Raw genomic sequence first — 20,916 nt, 5'->3', positions numbered from 1 at the left:
GGGGTGCGATGGCGGGGGGGCGGAACCGGCTCCGTTGCAACCCATCAAAGTCGCAGTACGCGTCAACCCCGCCTCGTACTACTGGCTCGACCATCACCCCACCGGCCTTGACCACAGCCTGCTGCGGCTGTTCGCCGAAAAGCAGGGCATTCGCCTGGAAATCGTGCCGACGGTGACAATCGCCGAAGCCGTGCAACTGCTCGAAGCAAACCAGGTGCAAATCGCCGCCGGCGCCCTGAGCGCGGATGAATCGCTGAAAGAACGTTTTCTCCTGTCACCGCCCTACGAGTACATCCGGCAGAAACTCATCTACCGCTACCCCGACACCGGCCCGACCGGCCTGGACAGGGTGGCGATGAAAGACATTGATATCAGCCCCCACCCGGGCCACCTGGAAACCCTGCGCCTGGCGAGAAAGAAAAACCATGATTTCACCGAGTGGTACCTCCACGAAAACACCGATTCACACACACTGATTGAATGGGTCAACCTCGGGCTGATTCGCTACACCCTCGCCGACTCCAGCGAACTCGCGGCCACGCAGTTGTTCCACCCCTATGTCAAGGCCGCGTTCGATGTCTCCGGCGAACTGCCGGTCGTCTGGCTGTTCAGAAAAGACGCGCCCGCAACCCTGACCGGCGCCGTCGCCGACTTTTTCAGCGAAATCACCGGCAGCAGGGAACTCGACCGCCTGATTGATGTGCACCACCCGCATGTGAAAGAACTTTCCTACGCCGAAAAACTCACTTTCAGGGAACTGGCCGACCGCCAGTTGCCGAAATACAGCGATGAATTCCGGCGCGTCGCCAGGCTGCACGGCCTGGACTGGAAGCTGCTCGCGGCCATCTCCTACCAGGAATCCCACTGGAATCCGCGCGCCGTCTCGCCGACCGGCGTCCGCGGCCTGATGATGCTGACGCGCGACACCGCCCGCCAGCACGGCATCACGGACCGCGCCGACCCGCGCGGCAGCATCCTCGGCGGCGCCCTTCACTTCCTGGCGGTCAGAAACAAAATCCCGGACACCATCCCCGAACCGGACCGCACCTGGATGGCGCTGGCCGCATACAACTCCGGCTACGGCCATCTCAAGGACGCCATCGCGCTGACGGAACAGCGGGGCGGCAACCCCGACTTGTGGGTGGACATCGAGAAAGCGCTGGAATTGCTGCAAAAGCCGGAATGGTACCGGCAGGCGCAGCACGGAAAGCCGCGCGGCGGCGACACCTCTCTCTATGTAAGAAACGTCCGCAACTACCAGCGCCTGATTGACATGATCGAAGGCGACATCACCACCGACATTCCGCGGCCATCGCGCCTGAACGACCTCGCCCCGGCCACTCTTTAGCCCGCGTCACCGCGCCGCGGAAGCCGCGCGCCGGCCATTGAAAAACGCATGGAGCACGCCGGCGCACTCGGCCTCGAGCACGCCGCCGACGACCACCACGCGGTGGTTGAAGGCGCGGTGGCCGTTCAAGTCAAGACAGCCGCCGGCGGCGCCTCTCGCCGAATCGGGCGCGCCATAGACAAGGCGCGCAATCCGCGCGTGCACCATCGCCGCAAAACACATCGCGCAGGGTTCCAGCGTCACATAAAGCGCGACGCCGGGCAGGCGGTAATTGCCGAGTTTCCGCCCGGCCTCGCGCAGGGCGACGATTTCCGCGTGCGCTGTCGGGTCGCTGGAGCCGATGGAGCGGTTGCCGCCGCGCGCGACGACCTCGCCGCCGCGCACAATCACCGCGCCCACCGGCACCTCGCCCCGCTGCCCGGCCATTCGCGCCTCGGCCAGCGCCGATTCCATATACGCGCGGTCGCCCGCCTGCGGTTGCGCCGCCGCCACCGCCGCTCACTCCCACTCAATTGTGGCCGGCGGCTTGCTGCTGACATCGTAGCAAACCCGCGAGATGCCCGGCACTTCATTGACGATTCTGCGCGACACGCCCTCGATGAAGTCGGGCGGCAGCCGCGCGTAACGCGCGGTCATGAAATCATCGGTCTCGACCGCCCTCAGAACGACGACAAAACCGTAGTGCCTGCCGTCCCCCATCACGCTGACCGACTTGACCGGCAGCATGACCGCAAACGCCTGGGCCACCCGGTCGTAGAAACCGCCGTTTTTCAATTCTTCCATGAAGATGAAATCGGCGCGGCGCAGCAGCTCGAGCGCCTCGCCGCGCACCTCGCCGATGACGCGCACGGCGAGGCCGGGGCCGGGGAACGGATGCCGGTCGAGCACCTCCCGCTCCAGCCCCAACTCGAACCCAATCTTGCGCACCTCGTCCTTGAACAGCCCGGCGAGCGGCTCCAGCAGTTTCAGTCTCATCTTTGCGGGCAGCCCGCCGACATTGTGGTGCGACTTGATCAGGCGCGCGCCCTCGCGCCCCGCCGAGGCCGACTCGATGACATCCGGATAAATCGTGCCCTGCGCCAGCCAGCGCACATCACCCAGGCTGCGCGCCTTCTCCTCGAACATGTCCACAAAAAGCCCGCCGATGACGCGCCGCTTCCGCTCCGGGTCAACAACGCCCTCCAGCGCCTTCAGAAAAATCCCGGCAGCCGGCACCGTGTGCAGGTCCATGCCGAAATGCCTGGCAAAGGTGTCGTGCACCTGCTCGCGTTCGCCGAGCCTGAGCAGGCCGTTGTCCACAAACACGCAATGCAGTTGATCGCCGATTGCCCGGTGTATCAGCAGCGCGGCGACCGAGGAATCAACGCCGCCCGACAGCCCCAGCACAACCTGCTCATCGCCGACCCGCTCGCGAATGCTGCGGATGCTGTCCTCGATGATGCTTCCGGGCCGCCACTGCGGCTGGCAGCCGCCAATCTCGCAGACAAAGCGGCGCAGAATCTCGCGCCCGTTCGAGGTGTGCGTCACTTCGGGATGAAACTGCAAGCCGTAGAAGCCGCGTTCCTCGTCGGCCATCGCCGCAATCGGCGAGCCGCGGCTGCGCGCCACGCCCGAAAAGCCGGGCGGTAGCGCGACCACGCGGTCGCCGTGCGACATCCAGGTCTGCAATCTGGCGCCGGCGCCGGCGCCGAACAGGCGCGTCGGCCCGGTGATTTCAATGTCGGCGTGGCCGAACTCGCGGTGGCCCGCCGCCTCCACTTCGCCGCCGAAGCGCGACGCCATCCACTGCATGCCGTAGCAGATGCCCAGCACCGGCGCCTTGAGGGCGGCGATGTCGCACGCGGGCTGCGGGGCCTCGTCTTCGGTCACCGATTCGGGGCCGCCCGACAGAATCACGCACCTGGCCGAGAAATCGCGCAGCGTGCCGGCGTCGGCGGTGTACGGAAAAATCTCGCTGTACACCCCCAGTTCGCGCACGCGGCGCGCAATCAACTGCGTGTACTGGGAGCCGAAATCTATGATGGCAACTTTGTGCCGTTGCTGCGAAGCGTGCATACCGCCGGCCCGGGCCGCGACCATCAGCCCATGTGATAGTTCGGCGCTTCCTTGGTGATGGACACGTCGTGCACATGGCTTTCCCGCATGCCCGCCGCGGTGATGCGGACGAAACCCGCCTTGCGGTGCATCTCCGCGATGTCGGCGCAGCCGAGATAACCCATGCTCGAGCGCACGCCGCCGAGCAATTGATAGACCACATCGGACAGACTGCCGCAGTACGGCACACGGCCCTCGATGCCCTCGGGCACGAATTTTCCGTTGTCGCTCTTGAACTGGAAATAACGGTCGCTGACTTCGCGCTGCATCGCCGCCAGAGATCCCATGCCGCGGTAGGACTTGTAGGAGCGCCCCTGGTACAGCTCGATCTCGCCGGGCGCCTCCTCGGTGCCGGCAAACAGGCCCCCGATCATGATGGCGCCGGCGCCGGCGGCGAGCGCCTTTGCGATGTCGCCGGAAAAGCGGATGCCGCCGTCGGCAATCACCGGAATCTCTCCGTTCAGCGATTTCGCCACCTGGTTGATTGCGGTGAACTGCGGAATCCCGACACCGGCGATGATGCGGGTCGTGCAAATCGAACCCGGCCCGATGCCGACCTTGATCGCGTTCGCGCCCATGTCAACCAGTTTGCGGGCGGCGTCCGCCGTGGCGACATTGCCGGCGACCATCTGGGCGCCGGGGAAGGCCGCCCTCAATTTGCCGACCATGTCCAGCACGCTTCTGGCGAAACCGTGCGCGGTGTCCATCACGAGGACATCGGCGCCGGCCTCGATCAGCGCGGCGGCGCGCTCCAGCGCGTCCTCGCCGACGCCGACCGCGCCGCCGACGCGCAAGCGGCCATCACCGTCCTTGCACGCATTGGGGTATTGCACCGATTTCTGGAAATCCTTGACCGTGATCAGGCCGCGCAACTGGAAGTCGTCGTTGACGACCAGCATTTTCTCGATGCGGTGCTTGTGCAGCAGGCGTTGCACCTCCTGCTTGTCGGCGCCCTCTTTCACCGTGACCAGGCGCTCTTTCGGCGTCATCACCGCCGAGACCGGTTCGTTCATCCGCACCTCAAAGCGAAGGTCGCGGTGGGTGACAATGCCCGTGAGGTTTTCGCCCTCCACCACCGGCACGCCGGAAATGTCGTGCCGCTCCATCAGCCCGACCACCTCGCGGATGGTGGCGCTGAGCGGCACCGTGATCGGGTCCTTGATGACCCCGCTTTCGAATTTCTTCACGCGCCTGACCTCGTCCGCCTGGCGCTCAATCGCCATGTTCCTGTGGACGAAACCGATGCCGCCCTCCTGCGCCAGCGCAATCGCCAGCCCGGATTCGGTGACGGTGTCCATCGCCGCCGACACCAGCGGGATGCTCAACGAGATTTCCGGCGTCAGGCGGGTTCTCAGGTCGATGTCGGCGGGCAGAACTTCGGAGTAGGCCGGCACCAGAAGAATGTCGTCAAAAGTGAGGGCTTCCTGTAAGCTGTCCATCTGTCTGGTCATCCAGCGAGCCGGTGCGGATAATGTCCCCCGGTCAGCGCGGCCATTTTAGCACAACTGCGGAGGAAAACCGACTCCATGAAAGCGACGACCCGTTCCGGCAAAGCCGGCATCTACACGGTCAGCCGCCTGCTCGGCGAAATCAGGCGGGCGGTGGTGCGCGAGTTCGGCGCGGCCATCCGGGTTGAGGGCGAGATTTCCAATTTTGTCCTGGCCGCCTCCGGGCACATGTATTTCACCGTCAAGGACCACGCCGCGCAAATTCGCTGCGCGATGTTCCGCGGCAAAAACCGGGCGCTGAAAATGATTCCCGAAAACGGCGCGCAGGTGATACTTCGCGCACGGCCCGATTGCTACGAACCGCGCGGCGACCTCCAGTTGATTGTCGAACAGATGGAGCCGGCGGGTGTCGGCGAGTTGCAGCGCCAGTTTGAAATCCTGAAACGGAAACTCCACCGGGAGGGCCTCTTTGACGAGGCGCGCAAACGCCCGCTGCCCGCCTGGCCGCGGACGGTCGGCATCGTCACTTCCGGCCAGGGGGCCGCATTGCGCGATGTCATCGCGGTGATGGAAAAGCGCTGCGCGGCGATAAACCTGGTGGTTTATTCAACGCCGGTGCAAGGCCCCGAAGCGCCCGCCGAAATCTGCAGGGCGCTGGAACTGGCCAACCGGCACCGCAAAGCGGAAGTCCTGCTGCTGGTCAGGGGCGGCGGCTCCATCGAAGACTTGTCGGCGTTCAACACCGAAGCCGTGGCGCGCAAAATCGCCGCGTCGGCACTGCCGGTGGTCAGCGGCGTCGGTCATGAAATAGACTTCACCATCGCCGACTTCGCCAGCGACTGCCGCGCGCCGACGCCGTCGGCGGCGGCTGAACGGGTCAGCCCCGACGGGCACGCAATCCGGGCCGGCCTGCTTGCGACGCTGCGGCGGCTGCACCACCTGATGGAGGATACCCTCGGTGAAAACCTGGAGTGCCTGCGGCGGCTGAAAACCGACCTGCTGCGCTCGCACCCGGAAAACCGCATCCGCAACCTGACCCGGCAGTTTGACGAACTGCAAGGAAAACTCGCCGTCGCCGCGGAAAACCGGCTGGCGGCCAGTCGGCGGCGCGCGATGCACACCGAAGCCCTGCTGGCGCGCAGCAATCTCCCCGCCCTGGTGCAAATGCACCGCGCGCGCCTGCACCACGATACCCGCGAACTGGCGGCGGCCTGCGGCGGCGTCTTATCGGGTAAAATACGCGAGGTTGAAAAACTGGCCTCGAAACTGGATACTCTGAGCCCGTACGCAACCCTCAAGCGCGGTTACGCCATCGTGACCGACGAAAAAGGAGGCGTGATTCGTTCGGCGAAGAGTGTGCGGAAAGACCAGTCCCTGGATATCCTCGTGGAGGATGGCGGCATCGCCGCAAAAGTCATTTGAAGACGACGGCGGCCCGGCAGACACTTGCGCGCCGCCGATAAATTGGCCAAAATAACGATGCAACGAAACTTCGTGACGCAAAATGATTGAAAAAGTCAAACGCAAATCAGGCGGCGGCGACGCCGCAAGGAAAACAGCGGGCGGCAAAAAAGCGCCTGCCGCGGAAAAAGTGCCTGCAAGGAAAAAGCCCGATGCAGCGCCCGCCGGGCCCGCCGTCAAAAAGAAGGCGCCCGCCGCGAAAAAAGCGCCGCCTGCCGGGAAAGCCTCCCGCTCCGCCAGCGCCCGCATGACGGCCCACCACGAGCCGCCCGCCGGCATCACCCCCTACAAGGAGCGCAAAGGCGAGGAATACATGAGCCGCAAACAACTCGACCATTTCCGCATGATATTGACCGGCTGGAAAAAAAGCCTGATGCAGGAAGTGGACCGGACGGTGACCCACATGCAGTCGGATTCCTCCAACCACGCCGATTCGGCGGACCGCGCGACGCAGGAGGAAGGTTTCAGCCTGGAATTGAGGGAACGCGACCGCGAACGCAAACTGATCCGGAAAATAGACCAGGCGATCGGCAGACTCGACAACGACGAGTACGGCTATTGCAAACTATGCGGAGTCGAAATCGGCATCCGGCGCCTCGAAGCACGCCCAACCGCCACCATGTGCATAGACTGCAAAACCTTCGACGAAATCAAGGAAAAACAGATTGCTTCGGCGTGAAACGCCGCTTCTGCAACCGCCGCCTCAGCGCCCGCCGGGCATTGTGCTCGCATCCAGAAACTTGTCATAGAAAATCCGCTCTCCGGGCATGCCCGACTCCGTCAGGAGTTTGATACCGGCGTCTATCATCGGCGGCGGACCGCACAGATATCCCTGGCAACCGGCCAGATCAAGGCGTTTATTTTCAATATACGATGTGCGAAGATAATCCGTGACAAAGCCGCGCGGCCCGGCCCAATCGCTGCCTTCCGGTTCATCGGACAGCACCTCAACAAATTCAAAAACATGGTTTTGGTTCCACTTGTCCGCAATCTCGCGCATTTCATCACGGCAATACAAATCACGCTGGGCGCGCGCACCGAAGAAGAAGTAGGCGTCGCGCGCGACACTGAGGTTGCAGGCATGCTCAAGAATCGCCTTGATTGCGCTGATGCCGCTGCCGCCGGCAATGCAAATCATCGGCCCGGAATCTTCGTGCAGACGGAAATTTCCGAAAGGCGCCTTGATTCTCAGCCGGGACCCCGTGCGGTCGGCCTCAAATAGCCAGTCAGTGAACTTCCCGCCCGGCACATGCCGGACAAAGAAGGTCAGTTCCGACGGATTCTCATCCGCCGGATCCCTGGAAAAAGAATAGGAACGAGGCCGGGTCAAGCCCGGGTAATTGACTTCGGCGTACTGGCCCGCGAGCAGGCCGTCAGGCATCGGCTCATCACAGGTCACAACCAGTTCAAGGATATCGTGTGTCAGATTCCGCACGCTTGTCAGGGTGCTCCGCCGTTCCACAGCCGGAACCACAAAGCGCCCCTGCCCCAGCATGACCTCGACTTCAACATCACTTTTCAGCGCCGTCTGGCAGGCGAGAATGACGCCGTCCTTGAGTTGCTGTCCCGTCAGCACATAGGTGAAATCGGACAGCGGTTTTATCCGCCCCTTTTTCAGATAGCACCGGCAAGTGCTGCAACTGCCGGCACGGCAGTCGTGCAGCCAGTCGAGCCCCGCATCCAAGGCAGCCGCCAGCAGATTCTGGCCTGCTTTCACGGTGACGGTCGTTTGCCCGTTAATCACCGCCTCGTAATCTTTTTTACGATTGAACAGGCCAAACATCGGCGTCATATACCAGGTATATCGAGGCGGCGCGCACGCGGGGCTCTCATCCTGCTTCTTCCCCGCCGCGGCTCTTCAGACCCGCGACGGTTCAGGAACCGGGACGTTGTTGCAGGGAATATTTATTCTTCCACAGTCAACGCGCCCGAAGGGCACTCGGCGACCTGGTCGCGAATGGATTGCTCGCTGGCGCCCGATTCATCGACTACGAACTTGCCGTCTATGACCTTGAAGACGGTCGGCAAGCCGGAAACACATTTGCCCGCGTGGACGCAGACATTTTCATCCCATTTGACTTTCATTGTTAATCCTCCTGAATGATTGTGGAGTGGCCGGGACACCGGCCATCGGCGGATAGTATCCTACCACACCACGGGGCAAAGGTCTCACCCGAAAGGCCTCATTCGCCCACCAGCGCCAGCGCCGCCGAGTTGATGCAGTGGCGCAGCCCCGTCGGCGGCGGCCCGTCGGCGAAAACATGCCCCAGGTGGGCGCCGCAGGCCGCGCAGGACACCTCGGTGCGGCTCATGCCGTGCGTGTCGTCCGCCGCGGTCTCGATGTGCCCGGCATCCACCGGCGCCGAAAAACTCGGCCATCCCGTGCCGGAATCAAACTTGGCGTCCGAGGAAAACAGCGCCAGCCCGCAGCACGCACAGCGGTAAACGCCGGTATCGCTGCAATCATGATAGCGGTTCGCAAAAGCCGGCTCGGTCTCGCGAAGGCGGCATATCCGGTATTGCTCGCGCGTCAGCAGCGAACGCCATTCCGCATCGTCCCGAATGACTTTCTCAACCGCCATGCCGCGGGCTACTGGCTGATCGCCTTCATGCTCAGGCGAATGCGCCCCTGCCTGTCCACATCCAGCACCTTGACCTTGATTTGATCGCCCTCGCTCAGTTCGTCGCTGACGGACTCGACCCGCTCCTCCGATATCTGCGAGATATGAACCAGGCCGTCGCGCCCCGGCAGAATGTTGACAAACGCGCCGAAATCCACAATCCGCGCCACCGTGCCGTCGTAAATCTTGCCCACTTCCACATCGGCGACAATCTCCTCAACTCGCTCGCGCGCCCTTCGCACCGCCTCGCGGTCGGCGGAGGCGATGGTCACCGCCCCGCTGTCGTCAATGTCAATGGTCGTGCCGGTTTCCTCGGTGATGGAGCGTATCGTCGCCCCGCCCTTGCCGATGACCTCGCGGATTTTCTCCGGTTTGATGTGCATCGTGAACAACTGCGGCGCATACTGCGACATTTCCTGCGGCGCCGGCAGCGCCTCGTTCATCTTGTCCAGAATGTGCAAACGCCCCTCTTTCGCGCGCTCCAGCGCGACCGCCATGATCTCCGGCGTCACCCCGTCCACCTTGATGTCCATCTGCAGCGCGGTGATGCCGCGGGCGGTGCCGGCCACCTTGAAGTCCATGTCGCCGAAGTGGTCCTCATCCCCCATGATGTCGGTCAGCACCGCAAACTTGTCGCCTTCCAGAATCAGCCCCATCGCGATGCCCGCCACCGGCGCCTTCAGCGGCACGCCCGCGCCCATCAGCGCAAGGCTTGCGCCGCAAACCGAGGCCATTGAACTCGATCCGTTCGACTCGGTGATTTCCGAAACCACGCGAATCACATACGGAAACTCGTCCTCGCCCGGCATCACCGCCAGCAGCCCCCGCTTGGTCAGGCGGCCATGGCCGATTTCCCGGCGCTTCGGCGACCCCATAAATCCCGTTTCTCCAACGCAATACGGCGGAAAGTTGTAATGCAGCATAAAGCGGTCTCTCGAGTCCCCCTCGATGTTGTCGAGGATTTGCGCGTCGCGGTCGGTGCCGAGCGTCGCCACCACCACGGCCTGCGTTTCGCCGCGCGTGAACAAGGCGTCGCCGTGGGTTCTCGGCAGGCGGTTGGTCTCGATGTGGATCGGCCTGACGGTGCGGGTGTCGCGCCCGTCTATGCGGGCCTCTCCTTCCAGTATCCGCGAGCGGACGATTTTTTTCTCCAGTTTGGACAGCAGTTCCGGCGCCTGCGGCTTGCCGGCGTCGGCGTCGCCTTCGCCCTCCTCCAGTTCCGCGACCGCCTCGGCGCGCAATTCCTCAATCCGGCCCTGGCGTTCCTGCTTGTCGTGAATGCGGTAAATCTCGCCCAGCCGGTCGCTGAAACGCTGCTCGACGGCCTCCGCCAGTTGCTCGTTGCGCGCCAACGGCTTCCAGTCCCACGCCGGCTTGCCCGCCTCCGCGGCCAGTTCGCGGATGGCGCCGATGGCCGCCTGCATCTGCTGATGGCCGAAATCCACCGCGCCGAGCATCTGCGCCTCGCTCAGCTGCCTGGCCTGCGATTCCACCATCAGCACCGCCTCTTCGGTGCCGGCCACGACCAGGTCAAGGTCCGACTCGGCCAGTTGCGGCAGGGTCGGGTTCAGCAGGTAATGGTCGTCCTTGAAGCCGATGCGCGCGGCGCCAATCGGGCCGTTGAACGGAATGCCGGAAATGGCCATCGCCGCCGACGCGCCAATCAGCGCCGGCACATCGGCGTCCACCTCGGGGTTCAGCGACATCACCGTCACCACAACCTGGACCTCGTTTGAAAACCCGGTCGGGAACAGCGGCCTCAACGGCCGGTCTATCAGCCGCGAGACCAGGGTTTCCTTCTCGCTCGGGCGCCCTTCGCGCCGGAAAAAGCCGCCCGGAATCTTGCCGGCGGAATAGGTGCGCTCCTGGTAATTGACCGTCAGCGGCATGAAGTCGCGCGGTTCGGCATCCTCGGCGCGGCCAACAGCCGTCGCCAGCACCACCGTGTCCGACATGTTGACCAGCACGGCGCCGTCCGCCTGGCGGGCGACCTTGCCGGTCTCAAGGACGACATCGTGCGCCCCGTATTGGAAATTTCTGGTTATCGTTTTCATCTCACCTTCCGTTAAATCGCAGTGTGCGGGAATCATCAGCGCCGTCGCCGCGGCGGCGCGGAGGCAAACGCCCCCGGCAGACGGGCAACCCCGTCAGCGGCGCAATTTCAGGGATGCAATCAGTTCCTGATAGCGGGCGATATCCCGCGTCTTCAGGTAATCAAGCAGCTTGCGCCTCGTGTTGACCATCTTCAGCAAACCTCTGCGCGAATGGTGGTCATGCCGGTGACCGGCAAAATGACCCTGCAAAGAATTGATTCGGGTGGTCAGCAACGCAACCTGGACTTCGACCGAGCCGGTATCACCGCTGGAACGAGCGTACTGATTGATGACTGTGCTTTTTTCTTCGGTTGTTAAAGCCATTGAATCCACATGGGTTAACCCCGCATTCTATACCATGCGCCGCCGCGCGGCAAGGCGATGCGCGGGAAAAAACCGGAATCAGCCGCCGCCGCAAAACACCCGTTTCGGGCGGAGTTGGCCGCCGTTGCCTGCGGCGATGCCGATGAAACGCCGCATTTCGTTATAGACCCTGAACTCATCCGCCGCCGGCAGGTCGGCGGGCACCGGCTGACCGCGGCAGAAGCGCTGCGTTTGTTCGCGTTCCAGAAACACCGCCGGCAATTCGGCCAGGCCCTCGTCCATCGCCAGCAGGCGGCCTGCGAGCGCCTCGTCGCCGCTGTCGTCAAGCGCGCCGAGCGGCAGCGCCTGGCCGACCGAAAACGGCCCGATGGCGGTGCGGCGCAGGCGGCCCAGATACGCCGCCGCGCCGAGGCGCGCGCCCATGTCTTCGGCCAGCGCGCGCACATAGGTTCCCTGCGAGCATTCAATCGAAAAGCAGAAGCCGTCGGGCTGGATATGCAGCAGTTGCAATGAATCAATCCGGACCAGGCGCCGCCTGCCGGGCGCCGGGCGCCCGGCGCGCGCCCATTCGTACAGCCGCCGCCCCTGGTGTTTCAGCGCCGAATACGCCGGCGCCGTCTGCATCACCTCGCCGGTGAAATCGTTGAACAAGTCCCGCAGTTGGCGCGCCGATGGCACGCGGCAGGGCGTGCGCTCCAGCACCTCGCCCTCGCAATCCGCCGTCGCCGTGCGCATCCCCAGGCGCACGCAGGCGTCGTAGCGCTTGCGCTGCGCGGTCAGATACGGAAGCACCCGGGTCGCCTGCCCCAGCCCGATGACCAGCAGACCCTCGGCGGCGGGGTCGAGCGTGCCGCAATGCCCGGTCTTGGCGCCGCCAAACCGCTTCCTGACGCAGACCACGGCACGGGACGAGGTGACGCCCCTCGGTTTGTCAATCAGCAGCAGGCCCTGCTGCGGCAGCGTTTCCACCGGCGCGTCAGTTGCCGGCCTCGTCGCCGGCTTCGCTTTCTGCCTTGTCGCTGGCCTCGCCGCCTGCCTTATCGCTGGTCTTATCGTCGGTCTCGCCGCCTGTCTTGCCGTCCGCCTCGCTGTTCCCCTTGCCACCGGCAATCAACTCTTCAATGCGCGCGGCGGCGCCGGTGACGGAGTCGGCCTTGAACACCAGCCGGGGCACCGCGCGCAGCGCCAGCGTCTTTGCCAGGCGCTTTCTCAGGAAACCGCCGGCGCGCGCGGCGCCCTGCAATACCTGCCGCTCGTCGCGGGCGCGGGGAATGCTTAAATAGACCCTGGCAAGTGACAGGTCGGGGCTGACCTCGACCTCGGCGACTTCAACGCCGGCGAGCGCCGGGTCCTCAATTCTGTGCCGCAGCAGCGCCGCCAACTCCCGGCGCAGCACCGCAGCGACGCGCAGCGAGCGCGACGAATCCGGCATCACAAGGTGCGCCGGGTCTCGACCTTCTCGTACACCTCGATGTGGTCGCCGACCTTGACATCGTTGTAGTCTTTCACCGCCATGCCGCACTCGGTGCCGGAAGACACCTCGGCCACATCGTCCTTGAAGCGGCGCAGCGATTCAAGCCCGCCCTCGAAAATCACGACATTGTCGCGCAGCACCCGAATCGGGTTGCCGCGCTTGACCATGCCCTCGATGACCTGGCAGCCGGCGACCGCGCCGAGCCTGGAGGAACGGAAGACATCCTTGACCTCGGCGATGCCGACAATCTCCTCCTTGATTTCCGGCGCCAGCATGTCGCTCATGATTTGCCTGATGTCGTCCACCAGTTCATAGACGATGCTGTAATAGCGTATCGTCACATCCTGCTCGGCGGCGGCCTTGCGCGCCGGCCCGTCGGCGCGCACATTGAAACCGATGACCAGCGCGCTGGACGCCGCCGCCAGGTTGACATCGGAGACATTGATGCCGCCGATGCCGCTCGACAGAATCTTCAACTGCACCTCGTCGCTCTCGATCTTCATCAGCGAGTCGCGCAGCGCCTCGGCGATTCCCTGCACATCGGCCTTGATCAGCAGGTTCAGCGTGCTGGCGCCGGCGTTGACCGCGTCAAAGGTGTCGCCGAGCGGCATCTGCTGGCGCGCGGCGTGGGCGCTTTCGCGCATCCGCTCGCGGCGCAGGTTGGCCACTTCCCTCGCTTTTTTCTCGTCGCCGACGACGAGGGCCTCGTCGCCGGCGGCGGGCGCGCCCGACAGCCCCAGCACCAGCACCGGCATTGAGGGCGTGGCCTGTTCCGCCGCGGCGCCGTTTTCATCGAGCAGCGCGCGTATCCTGCCAAACTCGTTGCCGGCCAGCAGCGTGTCGCCCTTCCTGAGGGTGCCCTGCTGAACCAGCATCGTCGCGATGGCGCCGCGCCCCTTGTCCACCGACGACTCAATGATGACGCCGCGCGCAGGCCCCTGCTCCGGCGCCTTCAATTCCATGATTTCCGCTTGCAGCAGAATCGCCTCGAGCAAATCGTCCACGCCCTGGCCGGTCTTGGCCGAGACCTCGACAAAGATGTTGTCGCCGCCCCACGCCTCGGACAGCAGCCCGTGCTCGGCGAGGCCGCCCTTGACTTTTTCGACATCGGCGTCGTCCCTGTCTATCTTGCTGATGGCGACGATGACCGGCACCCCGGCGGCTTTCGCGTGCTCCATCGCCTCGACCGTCTGCGGCATCACGCCGTCGTCGGCGGCGACGACCAGCACGGCGATGTCGGTCACCCGGGCGCCGCGCGCGCGCATCGCCGTGAACGCCGCGTGGCCCGGCGTGTCGAGAAAAACCACGGTGCCGCGCGCGGTCTCGACGCGGTAGGCGCCGATGTGCTGCGTGATGCCGCCGGCCTCGCTGTCGGTCACCTTGCTGCGGCGTATGGTGTCGAGCAGCGAGGTCTTGCCGTGGTCCACATGCCCCATGACGATGACGACGGGCGGGCGCTCGACGCGGTCGCCGGCCACCGCCTGCATCTCGCTGACGAGGCCGGCCTCGGCGTCCTCCTTCTTGCCGGGCCGCGCGCGGTGCCCCAGTTCCTCGACCACCAGAATCGCCGTGTCCTGGTCCAGCGTCTGGTTGATGGTGGCCATCATGCCCATGTCCATCATCTGCTTGATCAACTCGCCGCTCTTGACCGCCATGCGCTGGGCCAGCCCGGCGACGGTGATGCTTTCGGGAACAACCACCTCGCGCTTGACCGGCGCGGTCGGCTTCTCGAACACATGCTTGCTGGGCGAGACGACCTTGACCAGGCGCTTGTGCTTTTTCTTGACCTTGCGCTTGCCGCGCTTGTCGCTTGCGATGTGCAGTTCGCGGCGGCGGCCCGTTTCCTGGCCGGCGGCGGGCGCGGCCTTCGCACCCGCCGCCGGCGCCGCCGATGCCGCCGGTGACGATTTGGCGGCGCCCCCCTTGGCGGCCTTCGGCGGCCTGGCGGGCTTCGCGGTCTTCGGTTTCGGCGTCTTCGCGGCGGCGGCTTTGGATGTCGCGGCCTGCTTCGCCGCGCCTTTGGCCGCGCCGGCCTTCGCCGTGGCGGTCTTTTTCGGCGCCGTCTTTTTGCCGCGTGATTTCTCCGCGGCGCCTTCGGCGGCGCCGCGCTCCACATACGACTGCCGTTTGCGGAACTCGACATTGACCGTGTTCGACAGCCTGCCCTGCGCCGTCGGCACCTCGAGTTGCGACAGTTTTTTCCGGCGCAGCGTAACCCGGCCCTCGCCGCCGCTGTCGCCGGCAGCGGCGCCCGCATCGCCCGCACCGCCCGCGCCGCCGCCGCCGCCGCCCTTGGGCTTGCGAAGGTGGCGGATGAGGCGCATTTTCTCCTCCTTGGAGATGATGTCGTCGGCGGACTTGCCCGACACGCCGGACTGCACCAACTGCTCCAGCAGGTTCTCAACCGTCGTGCCGACCGTCTCGGCCAGTTTTTTTACCGTGTCGCCGGCCATCGCGTTCCGTTCAGTCACCGCCGCTTTCGGCCTCTTCAAACCACGGCAGCCGGGCTTCCATGATCAGTTCCGCCGCCCGCTTCTCGTCCATGCCGTCGATTTCAATCAGGTCGTCCACCGCCTGCTCGGCCAGCGCCTCCTGCGTGCAGATGCCGAGGCCGGCGAGTTGGTAGGCGAGCGCCTCGTCCACGCCGTCCATGTCGAGCAGATCCTGCTGCGGCACGCCGTCCTTCGCCTCGCCGCCGGAAATGGCCAGCGACAGCAGCACATCGCTCGCGCGGTTGCGCAACTCGTCCACGATGCCCTCGTCGAATTCCTCGATCGCGGCCAGTTCCTTCATCGGCACATAGGCGATTTCCTCGATGCTGGAGAAACCCTCCTGCACCAGAATCGCCGCGACCTCCTCGTCCACGGCGAGTTTCTCGCGGAACATGTTCAGCAGGTTGTGCGACTCGCTGTCGCTTCTTTCCTGGGCCTGCTGCGTCGTGATGACATTCAGGTGCCAGCCGAGCAGCCGGCTCGCCAGTTTGACATTCTGGCCGCCGCGCCCGATGGCCTGCGGCTGCTTGTCCTCCTCGACCGCGATGTCGATGCTGTGGCGGTCCTCGTCGATCAGAATCGAGGCGACCGGCGCCGGCGACATCGCGTTGATGACATACTTGGCCAGGTTCTCGTCCCACATAATGATGTCAATCCTCTCCGCCGACAACTCGTTCGACACCGACTGCACGCGCGAGCCGCGCATGCCGACGCACGCGCCGACCGGGTCGAGGCGCGGGTCGTTCGAGCGCACCGCAATCTTGGCGCGCAGCCCGGCGTCGCGCGCCGCGCCCATGATCTCGATCAGCCCCTGGCCGACCTCGGGCACCTCCAGTTTGAACAGTTCAATCAGGAATTCGGGGGCGGTGCGCGACAGAATCAACTGCGGGCCGCGGTTCTCCTCGCGGATTTCGCGCAGGTAGGCGCGCACCCGGTTGCCGGGGCGGATGTTCTCGCGCGGAATCATGTCCTCGCGCGGCACGAAACCCTCGGCGTTGTTGCCGAGGTCAATGTAGAGGCCGGCGTGGTCCTCGCGCTTGGCGATGCCCATGACCAGCGTGCCGACCTTGTCCACATACAGCGACACGATGCGGGCGCGCTCGGCCTCGCGCAGTTTCTGCACGATGACCTGCCTCGCGGTGTGCGCCGAAATGCGCCCGAACGACAGCGACTCGATGCGCTCCTCGATGTACTCGTGCGGCTGGATATCGGGCTTGCTCTCGCGCGCGGCGCTCAGCAGCACCTGGTAATCGGGCGAGGTGAACGCCGGGTCGTCGTCGTCAACGACCTCCCAGCGCCGGTAGGTCTGGTATTCGCCGGTGTCGCGGTCAATCTCGACGCGCACATCCATTTCCTGGTCGCGGCCCTTGCGCGTGGCCACCGCCAGCGCCGTCTCCAGCGCGTTGAATATCTCCTCCTTGGCGACATCCTTCTCGTTGAAGACCGAGTCCACCACCAGCAGCACTTCGTTGTTTTTCATCCGCGACCCCGGGTTTGTGAAGCGTCAGCGACCAGCCGCGCGCGGCGAACCGCGCCGAGCGGCACCTCGACCGCGCCGTCGTCCGTCTGCACGACCACGGCGCGCTCCGTCACCCGCGCCAAGAGGCCGGTGAAATTTTTTCTTCCCTCGATGGGGGTGTCGCTTTTCACTGATATTCTGCTGCCCGTGTATTGCCGGTAATGTTCGATGTTCATCAGCCGGCGCTCGACGCCCGGTGAGGAAACTTCCAGCACATAGGGCCCGCTGACCGCGTTCTCGACATCGAGAACGCCGCTGAGCTGGTGGCTGACGGCGGTGCAGTCGTCCAGCGTCACGCCGTCGGCGTGGTCGATAAAAACCCGCAAACTGGCGCGGCGGCGGCCCGCCGAAAACTCCGCCCCCCAGTAGATGTAGCCCATCCCCTCGACGACGGGCCTGATACAATCTGACAGGTTTTGTGTGTCCATATACTCCCTCTGACCGGCCTCCCCGGCCCCAAATGGCCGGTACAAAAAAAGCCCCGGAGGGGGGCTTTTTTCCGCAAAGCACCGATTGTGACCTTTCAGTATAGCAAAAAACGGCGGCGAATGCCGGAAAGTTGGCCGCAAAATTGGCCGGAAAGCCGGACGCCGGCGGGCCGGCGACGGACCATCCGTTGGCGCCGCGCGCGGCGCGCTATTTCTTCCGCACCGGCACCTTCAGTTTCTGGCCGATGCGGATGCGGTCGGACGACAGGCCCGAAAACCGCTTGATTTCCTCGACATCGGCGCTGAATTTCAGCGCGATGTCCGACAGCGTGTCGCCGCGCGCGACCGTGTAGTCCCTGACCCTGATCTGCGCCAGCAGCAGGCCGGGCGCGGCGTGCTCGGCGAAGTAGCGCCGGATGCCCGTCAGCAGCGACGCCGCCAGACGGCGCTGGTGGCGGGTTTGTTTCAGCCTCGCTTCCTCGTTGCGGTTGGAAAGGTAGCCGAGTTCCACCAACACCGACGGCGTGTCCGGCGACTTCAGCACCGCGAAACCGGCGGCCTCGACGCGGCGGCTGCGCGTCACGCCGCTGAAGGCGCGCAGCAGCACGGCGGCCAATTCGGCGCTGCGGTCCATCGCCGCGGTCTGCGAAAGGTCAATCAGTATCGAGGCCAGCGTCTCGTTCTTGTCTTGCAGGCCGACGCCGCCGACCAGGTCGGCGGCGTTCTCGCGCCGCGCCAGCAGCCGCGCGGCTTCGGTTGAGGCGCCCTTCTCCGACAGCACATAGACCGAGGCGCCGTGCACCTTCGCGTTCGGCGCGGCGTCGGCGTGTATCGAGATGAACAAATCGGCGCGGTGGCGGCGCGCGAACTCAACGCGCTCGCGCAGCGACAAAAAGCGGTCGTTGGCGCGCGTCAGGCGCGCGGTCATGCCGTACTCGCGGTTGATCATGCCGGCGAGGCGCTTCGACACCGCCAGCGCGATGTCCTTCTCGTGCGTGCCGCGTACGCCGGTCGCACCGGGGTCCTTGCCGCCGTGGCCGGGATCCACGACGATGACCGCTTTGCGCGCCGCCGCCTGGCTGTCGCGCGCAGGCGCCGGTTTGCCGCGCGGAGCCGCCCGGCTGCTGCGCGCGGGCGCCGGCGAAGGCGCGGACTTGCGGCCCGACCCGGGCGGATGGCGCACGCTCAGCACAATGCGGTTCGGATGCCGCGGCGGACGCCGCACCGAGTACGCGCCGCCGACCGGCGCGGCCAGATCAAACACCAGACGGTAGCCGGCATCGCCGCGCCGCGCATGGCGCACCCTCCTGACCAGCGCGCTGCGCGCGGCGATGGCGGGCCCGCCGGCGGCGGGCCGGGTGTCCTGAAAGTCCATCACAAGACGCGGCGGCGAATCGAATTCCAGCACGCGGTACTTCGGCGGACGATCAAACTCCATGACGATGCGGGCGCCGCCGCCGACATCCATCACCTCAAGACCCGCAAGTTGCGACCCGGCGCCGGCGGCCACCGGCAACAGCAGCAACAGAACCAGCAAACAGCGGCGCATGTCGTTGCTCACCCCCCGCCTTTCCGCCGCCTGCGGGCAAAGCCGGGCAACCGGAAAACGGCGCGTTTCAGTTCTGAATGGTGCGTCATCGGAAAGCAAATGATTTTTCGGCAGTGATTCTTTCAGGGAGGTGGCCATTTTTGCAAGCAATATCCGTCGCGGTATTGTACCGCCGTCCCCGCCGACCGGCTATTCCCCGCCGCCAACATTCTGCTACAATCCCGGCGGCCTTTCGCTGGCAGGCGGCCCGCCGGTTTTCAGCAAAAGGAACGCCCGCATCAACCCGGATTCGCCGCGACAAGATGAAAATTCAATACGCCCTGATGAGTTGCAACAGCGAGATGGATTATCTCGGCTACTGGCCGCTTGTGGCGGCGGCGTGGCGAAAACTGGGCATCACGCCGGTGCTGTTTTTCATCCGCGATTCCGACACCGTCAAACCGCCGCCCGCCGACGGCATCGTGCACGAGATGGAACCGCTGCCCGATGTCAACATGGCCGTGCAGTTCACCTGGGCCAGATTCTGGGGCGCGCGGCGCTACCCCGATGATGTGGTGACTATCAGCGACATGGACGCATTGCCGTTGTCCCGGGATTATTTTGTCGGCCAGCTGCGGAACATCCCCGACGACAAATACGTCCATCTCGGAAGTCTGTTCTATATACCGCGTGACAAACAGGCTTCTCTTCTGACGAAAGAGAATCTGGCGGCGACGGACATTGACCGGTTTTCCGTTCAATTCCATGCTGCCCGCGGCAGCCTGCTGGCAAAAGTCCTGGCATTGCCCGATGACTGGGGGCAGGCCGCGCGCGAAGTGGCGCCTTATTACGAAGATATCGAGAAGTACATTTCTCCGTACGCCGATGTATGGCACGGAGATGAACTCTATCCCACCAGGAAAATCCACGACTATCAAAAGCAGTCGGTTTTCGTGCCCTTGCTGCGGGAAAAGACCCACCCGCCTGTCGCGGAAAAAGGGCGTTGGGGACAAATCATCCGCAAGCGGTACATTGACAGACTGTGTCAATGCGTATGCGACGCCGCCTTGCTTAAACAAGACTATTATCTGTACATCCATTGCCCGCGACCGTGCACGCCGCAGACTCTGGCACTGATGAATTTCCTGCTGGAAAACAATCAGTCCTCACCCCCCTCCCTTCACGGCAAGATTGAACGACTGCTGGCCATGGAGAAAAAGTACCTGAAACATCAGGAAAAGCCGACCTTCAGGATATTCTTCTGGTTGCGGCTTCTGCCGCTCGCTTATTTCGCCAGGAATCGCTCGCCGATAGACGCGGCCTGCTCGCAGTGGATAAAGAGTTTTCCCGGACAAGAGCTGTGGGCCCGGTTGCGCCCGTTGTTGAGAAAGAGTGTTCCAATAAAATTGTGGATTCAGTTGCGCCGGCTGCGGAATTCCCTGATTCCAGGAAAATAACCGGCAAACACCGGCGCAGGTCGTCCTCTCAGCCGCGCCGGAAGGCTTCCAGCGCGGCGGCCAGCGCGAAACCGCCTTCGGTATGCAGCGACGCCCGGCGCCCGTCGCCGTCGAGCGCCAGGGCCACGCGCAGCGCCGGCGCAGGCAGGCGGCGGCCCGCGCGTTCCGGCCATTCCACCAGGCACACGGCTTCGTCGTCGAAGTAATCCCGAATCCCGATCCATTCCACTTCGCCGCTGTCGGCAATCCGGTAGAAATCAAAGTGATGCACCGGAAAGCGCGCGGTGCGGTAACTCTCAAGCAGCGTGTAACTGGGGCTTTTGACACGGCCCCGGTAGCCCAACGCATGGATGAAGCCGCGGCACAATGTCGTCTTGCCGGCGCCCAAATCACCCTGCAGCCAGATGGACGACGCCCGGCGCGCGCCCGGCGCAAGACAGGCCCCGAGACGCTCCATCGCATCGGCGGTTTCAACAAACAATGTCGCCTCGGACACCACCTGCCCGGATTGCACGACGCTCACAAATTGACACCCGCTATGGCAACGCCGACACAGCACCTGAAGGCCGCCCGCTCGAACTGCACGACGCTCACGAATTGACGCTCGCTATGACAGTGCTAGCGCAGCG

19 protein-coding genes are annotated in these 20,916 nt (G+C 64.5%); 4 read left to right on the top strand and 15 right to left on the bottom strand.

What is annotated here, in order from left to right:
- Positions 1–34 precede the first annotated feature (34 nt).
- On the top strand, positions 35–1,348 hold the full coding sequence (gene mltF, locus OXU50_00665) for a membrane-bound lytic murein transglycosylase MltF (GenBank protein MDD9868403.1): 1,314 nt from the start codon (positions 35–37) through the stop codon (positions 1,346–1,348).
- A 6-nt stretch (positions 1,349–1,354) separates the two neighbouring features.
- On the opposite strand, the gene tadA is transcribed toward mltF, so the two are convergent.
- From tadA to guaB, 3 genes are read right to left on the bottom strand one after another with little or no spacing between them, the layout of a single operon-like run.
- Positions 1,355–1,840 carry a tRNA adenosine(34) deaminase TadA gene (gene tadA, locus OXU50_00660; GenBank protein ID MDD9868402.1) on the bottom strand — a complete coding sequence of 162 codons (486 nt, stop codon included), beginning with the start codon at positions 1,838–1,840 and terminating at the stop codon, positions 1,355–1,357.
- Positions 1,841–1,846: 6 nt separating this feature from the next.
- Complete coding sequence (gene guaA, locus OXU50_00655; protein MDD9868401.1) at positions 1,847–3,403, bottom strand: glutamine-hydrolyzing GMP synthase; 1,557 nt, start codon at positions 3,401–3,403, stop codon at positions 1,847–1,849.
- Positions 3,404–3,426: 23 nt separating this feature from the next.
- On the bottom strand, positions 3,427–4,881 hold the full coding sequence (guaB, locus tag OXU50_00650; GenBank protein MDD9868400.1) for an IMP dehydrogenase: 1,455 nt from the start codon (positions 4,879–4,881) through the stop codon (positions 3,427–3,429).
- Between the two features lie 87 nt (positions 4,882–4,968).
- Here guaB and xseA point away from each other — a divergent pair, with 87 nt between their 5' ends.
- Together xseA and dksA are read left to right on the top strand one after the other, a co-directional pair.
- On the top strand, positions 4,969–6,312 hold the full coding sequence (xseA, locus tag OXU50_00645) for an exodeoxyribonuclease VII large subunit (GenBank protein MDD9868399.1): 1,344 nt from the start codon (positions 4,969–4,971) through the stop codon (positions 6,310–6,312).
- Between the two features lie 286 nt (positions 6,313–6,598).
- Positions 6,599–7,030 carry an RNA polymerase-binding protein DksA gene (dksA, locus tag OXU50_00640; protein ID MDD9868398.1) on the top strand — a complete coding sequence of 144 codons (432 nt, stop codon included), beginning with the start codon at positions 6,599–6,601 and terminating at the stop codon, positions 7,028–7,030.
- 24 nt (positions 7,031–7,054) lie between these two features.
- On the opposite strand, the gene OXU50_00635 is transcribed toward dksA, so the two are convergent.
- The 11 genes from OXU50_00635 to OXU50_00585 all read right to left on the bottom strand — a co-directional run bounded on the left by OXU50_00635 (position 7,055) and on the right by OXU50_00585 (position 18,863).
- Positions 7,055–8,143 carry a 2Fe-2S iron-sulfur cluster-binding protein gene (locus OXU50_00635; protein ID MDD9868397.1) on the bottom strand — a complete coding sequence of 363 codons (1,089 nt, stop codon included), beginning with the start codon at positions 8,141–8,143 and terminating at the stop codon, positions 7,055–7,057.
- A 113-nt stretch (positions 8,144–8,256) separates the two neighbouring features.
- Positions 8,257–8,436 (bottom strand): (4Fe-4S)-binding protein, encoded by a 180-nt coding sequence (locus OXU50_00630; protein MDD9868396.1) that lies wholly within the window; start codon positions 8,434–8,436, stop codon positions 8,257–8,259.
- 98 nt (positions 8,437–8,534) lie between these two features.
- Positions 8,535–8,933 (bottom strand): peptide-methionine (R)-S-oxide reductase MsrB, encoded by a 399-nt coding sequence (gene msrB / locus OXU50_00625; protein ID MDD9868395.1) that lies wholly within the window; start codon positions 8,931–8,933, stop codon positions 8,535–8,537.
- Between the two features lie 8 nt (positions 8,934–8,941).
- Positions 8,942–11,026, bottom strand: a complete 2,085-nt coding sequence (pnp, locus tag OXU50_00620; protein MDD9868394.1) for a polyribonucleotide nucleotidyltransferase — start codon at positions 11,024–11,026, stop codon at positions 8,942–8,944.
- A 93-nt stretch (positions 11,027–11,119) separates the two neighbouring features.
- Positions 11,120–11,389, bottom strand: a complete 270-nt coding sequence (gene rpsO, locus OXU50_00615) for a 30S ribosomal protein S15 (GenBank protein ID MDD9868393.1) — start codon at positions 11,387–11,389, stop codon at positions 11,120–11,122.
- 78 nt (positions 11,390–11,467) lie between these two features.
- Positions 11,468–12,358 (bottom strand): tRNA pseudouridine(55) synthase TruB, encoded by an 891-nt coding sequence (truB, locus tag OXU50_00610; GenBank protein MDD9868392.1) that lies wholly within the window; start codon positions 12,356–12,358, stop codon positions 11,468–11,470.
- Positions 12,359–12,365: 7 nt separating this feature from the next.
- Positions 12,366–12,821: a 30S ribosome-binding factor RbfA gene (gene rbfA, locus OXU50_00605; protein ID MDD9868391.1), complete on the bottom strand. Its 456-nt coding sequence runs from the start codon at positions 12,819–12,821 to the stop codon at positions 12,366–12,368.
- Positions 12,821–15,316, bottom strand: coding sequence for a translation initiation factor IF-2 (infB, locus tag OXU50_00600; protein ID MDD9868390.1), 2,496 nt, complete (start codon positions 15,314–15,316; stop codon positions 12,821–12,823). The genes rbfA and infB overlap by 1 nt, the downstream gene beginning before the upstream one ends.
- A gap of 10 nt (positions 15,317–15,326) precedes the next feature.
- On the bottom strand, positions 15,327–16,835 hold the full coding sequence (gene nusA / locus OXU50_00595; protein MDD9868389.1) for a transcription termination factor NusA: 1,509 nt from the start codon (positions 16,833–16,835) through the stop codon (positions 15,327–15,329).
- Complete coding sequence (locus OXU50_00590; GenBank protein ID MDD9868388.1) at positions 16,832–17,302, bottom strand: ribosome maturation factor RimP; 471 nt, start codon at positions 17,300–17,302, stop codon at positions 16,832–16,834. Before OXU50_00590 ends, nusA begins: the two co-directional genes overlap by 4 nt.
- 208 nt (positions 17,303–17,510) lie before the next feature.
- Positions 17,511–18,863 carry an N-acetylmuramoyl-L-alanine amidase gene (locus OXU50_00585; protein ID MDD9868387.1) on the bottom strand — a complete coding sequence of 451 codons (1,353 nt, stop codon included), beginning with the start codon at positions 18,861–18,863 and terminating at the stop codon, positions 17,511–17,513.
- Positions 18,864–18,991: 128 nt separating this feature from the next.
- On the opposite strand from OXU50_00585, the gene OXU50_00580 reads away from it, so the two are divergent.
- Positions 18,992–20,287, top strand: coding sequence for a hypothetical protein (locus OXU50_00580; GenBank protein ID MDD9868386.1), 1,296 nt, complete (start codon positions 18,992–18,994; stop codon positions 20,285–20,287).
- A gap of 28 nt (positions 20,288–20,315) precedes the next feature.
- Here the strand turns inward: OXU50_00580 and tsaE are convergent, their stop codons facing one another.
- Positions 20,316–20,810, bottom strand: a complete 495-nt coding sequence (gene tsaE / locus OXU50_00575) for a tRNA (adenosine(37)-N6)-threonylcarbamoyltransferase complex ATPase subunit type 1 TsaE (protein ID MDD9868385.1) — start codon at positions 20,808–20,810, stop codon at positions 20,316–20,318.
- Positions 20,811–20,916 lie beyond the last annotated feature (106 nt).

The sequence above is a fragment of the Gammaproteobacteria bacterium genome, assembly GCA_028817225.1.
Classification (GTDB): Bacteria; Pseudomonadota; Gammaproteobacteria; order Poriferisulfidales; family Oxydemutatoraceae; genus Oxydemutator.
Note: the sequence above shows the minus strand (reverse complement) of the source record. Positions and strands in the feature narration are given on the sequence as shown.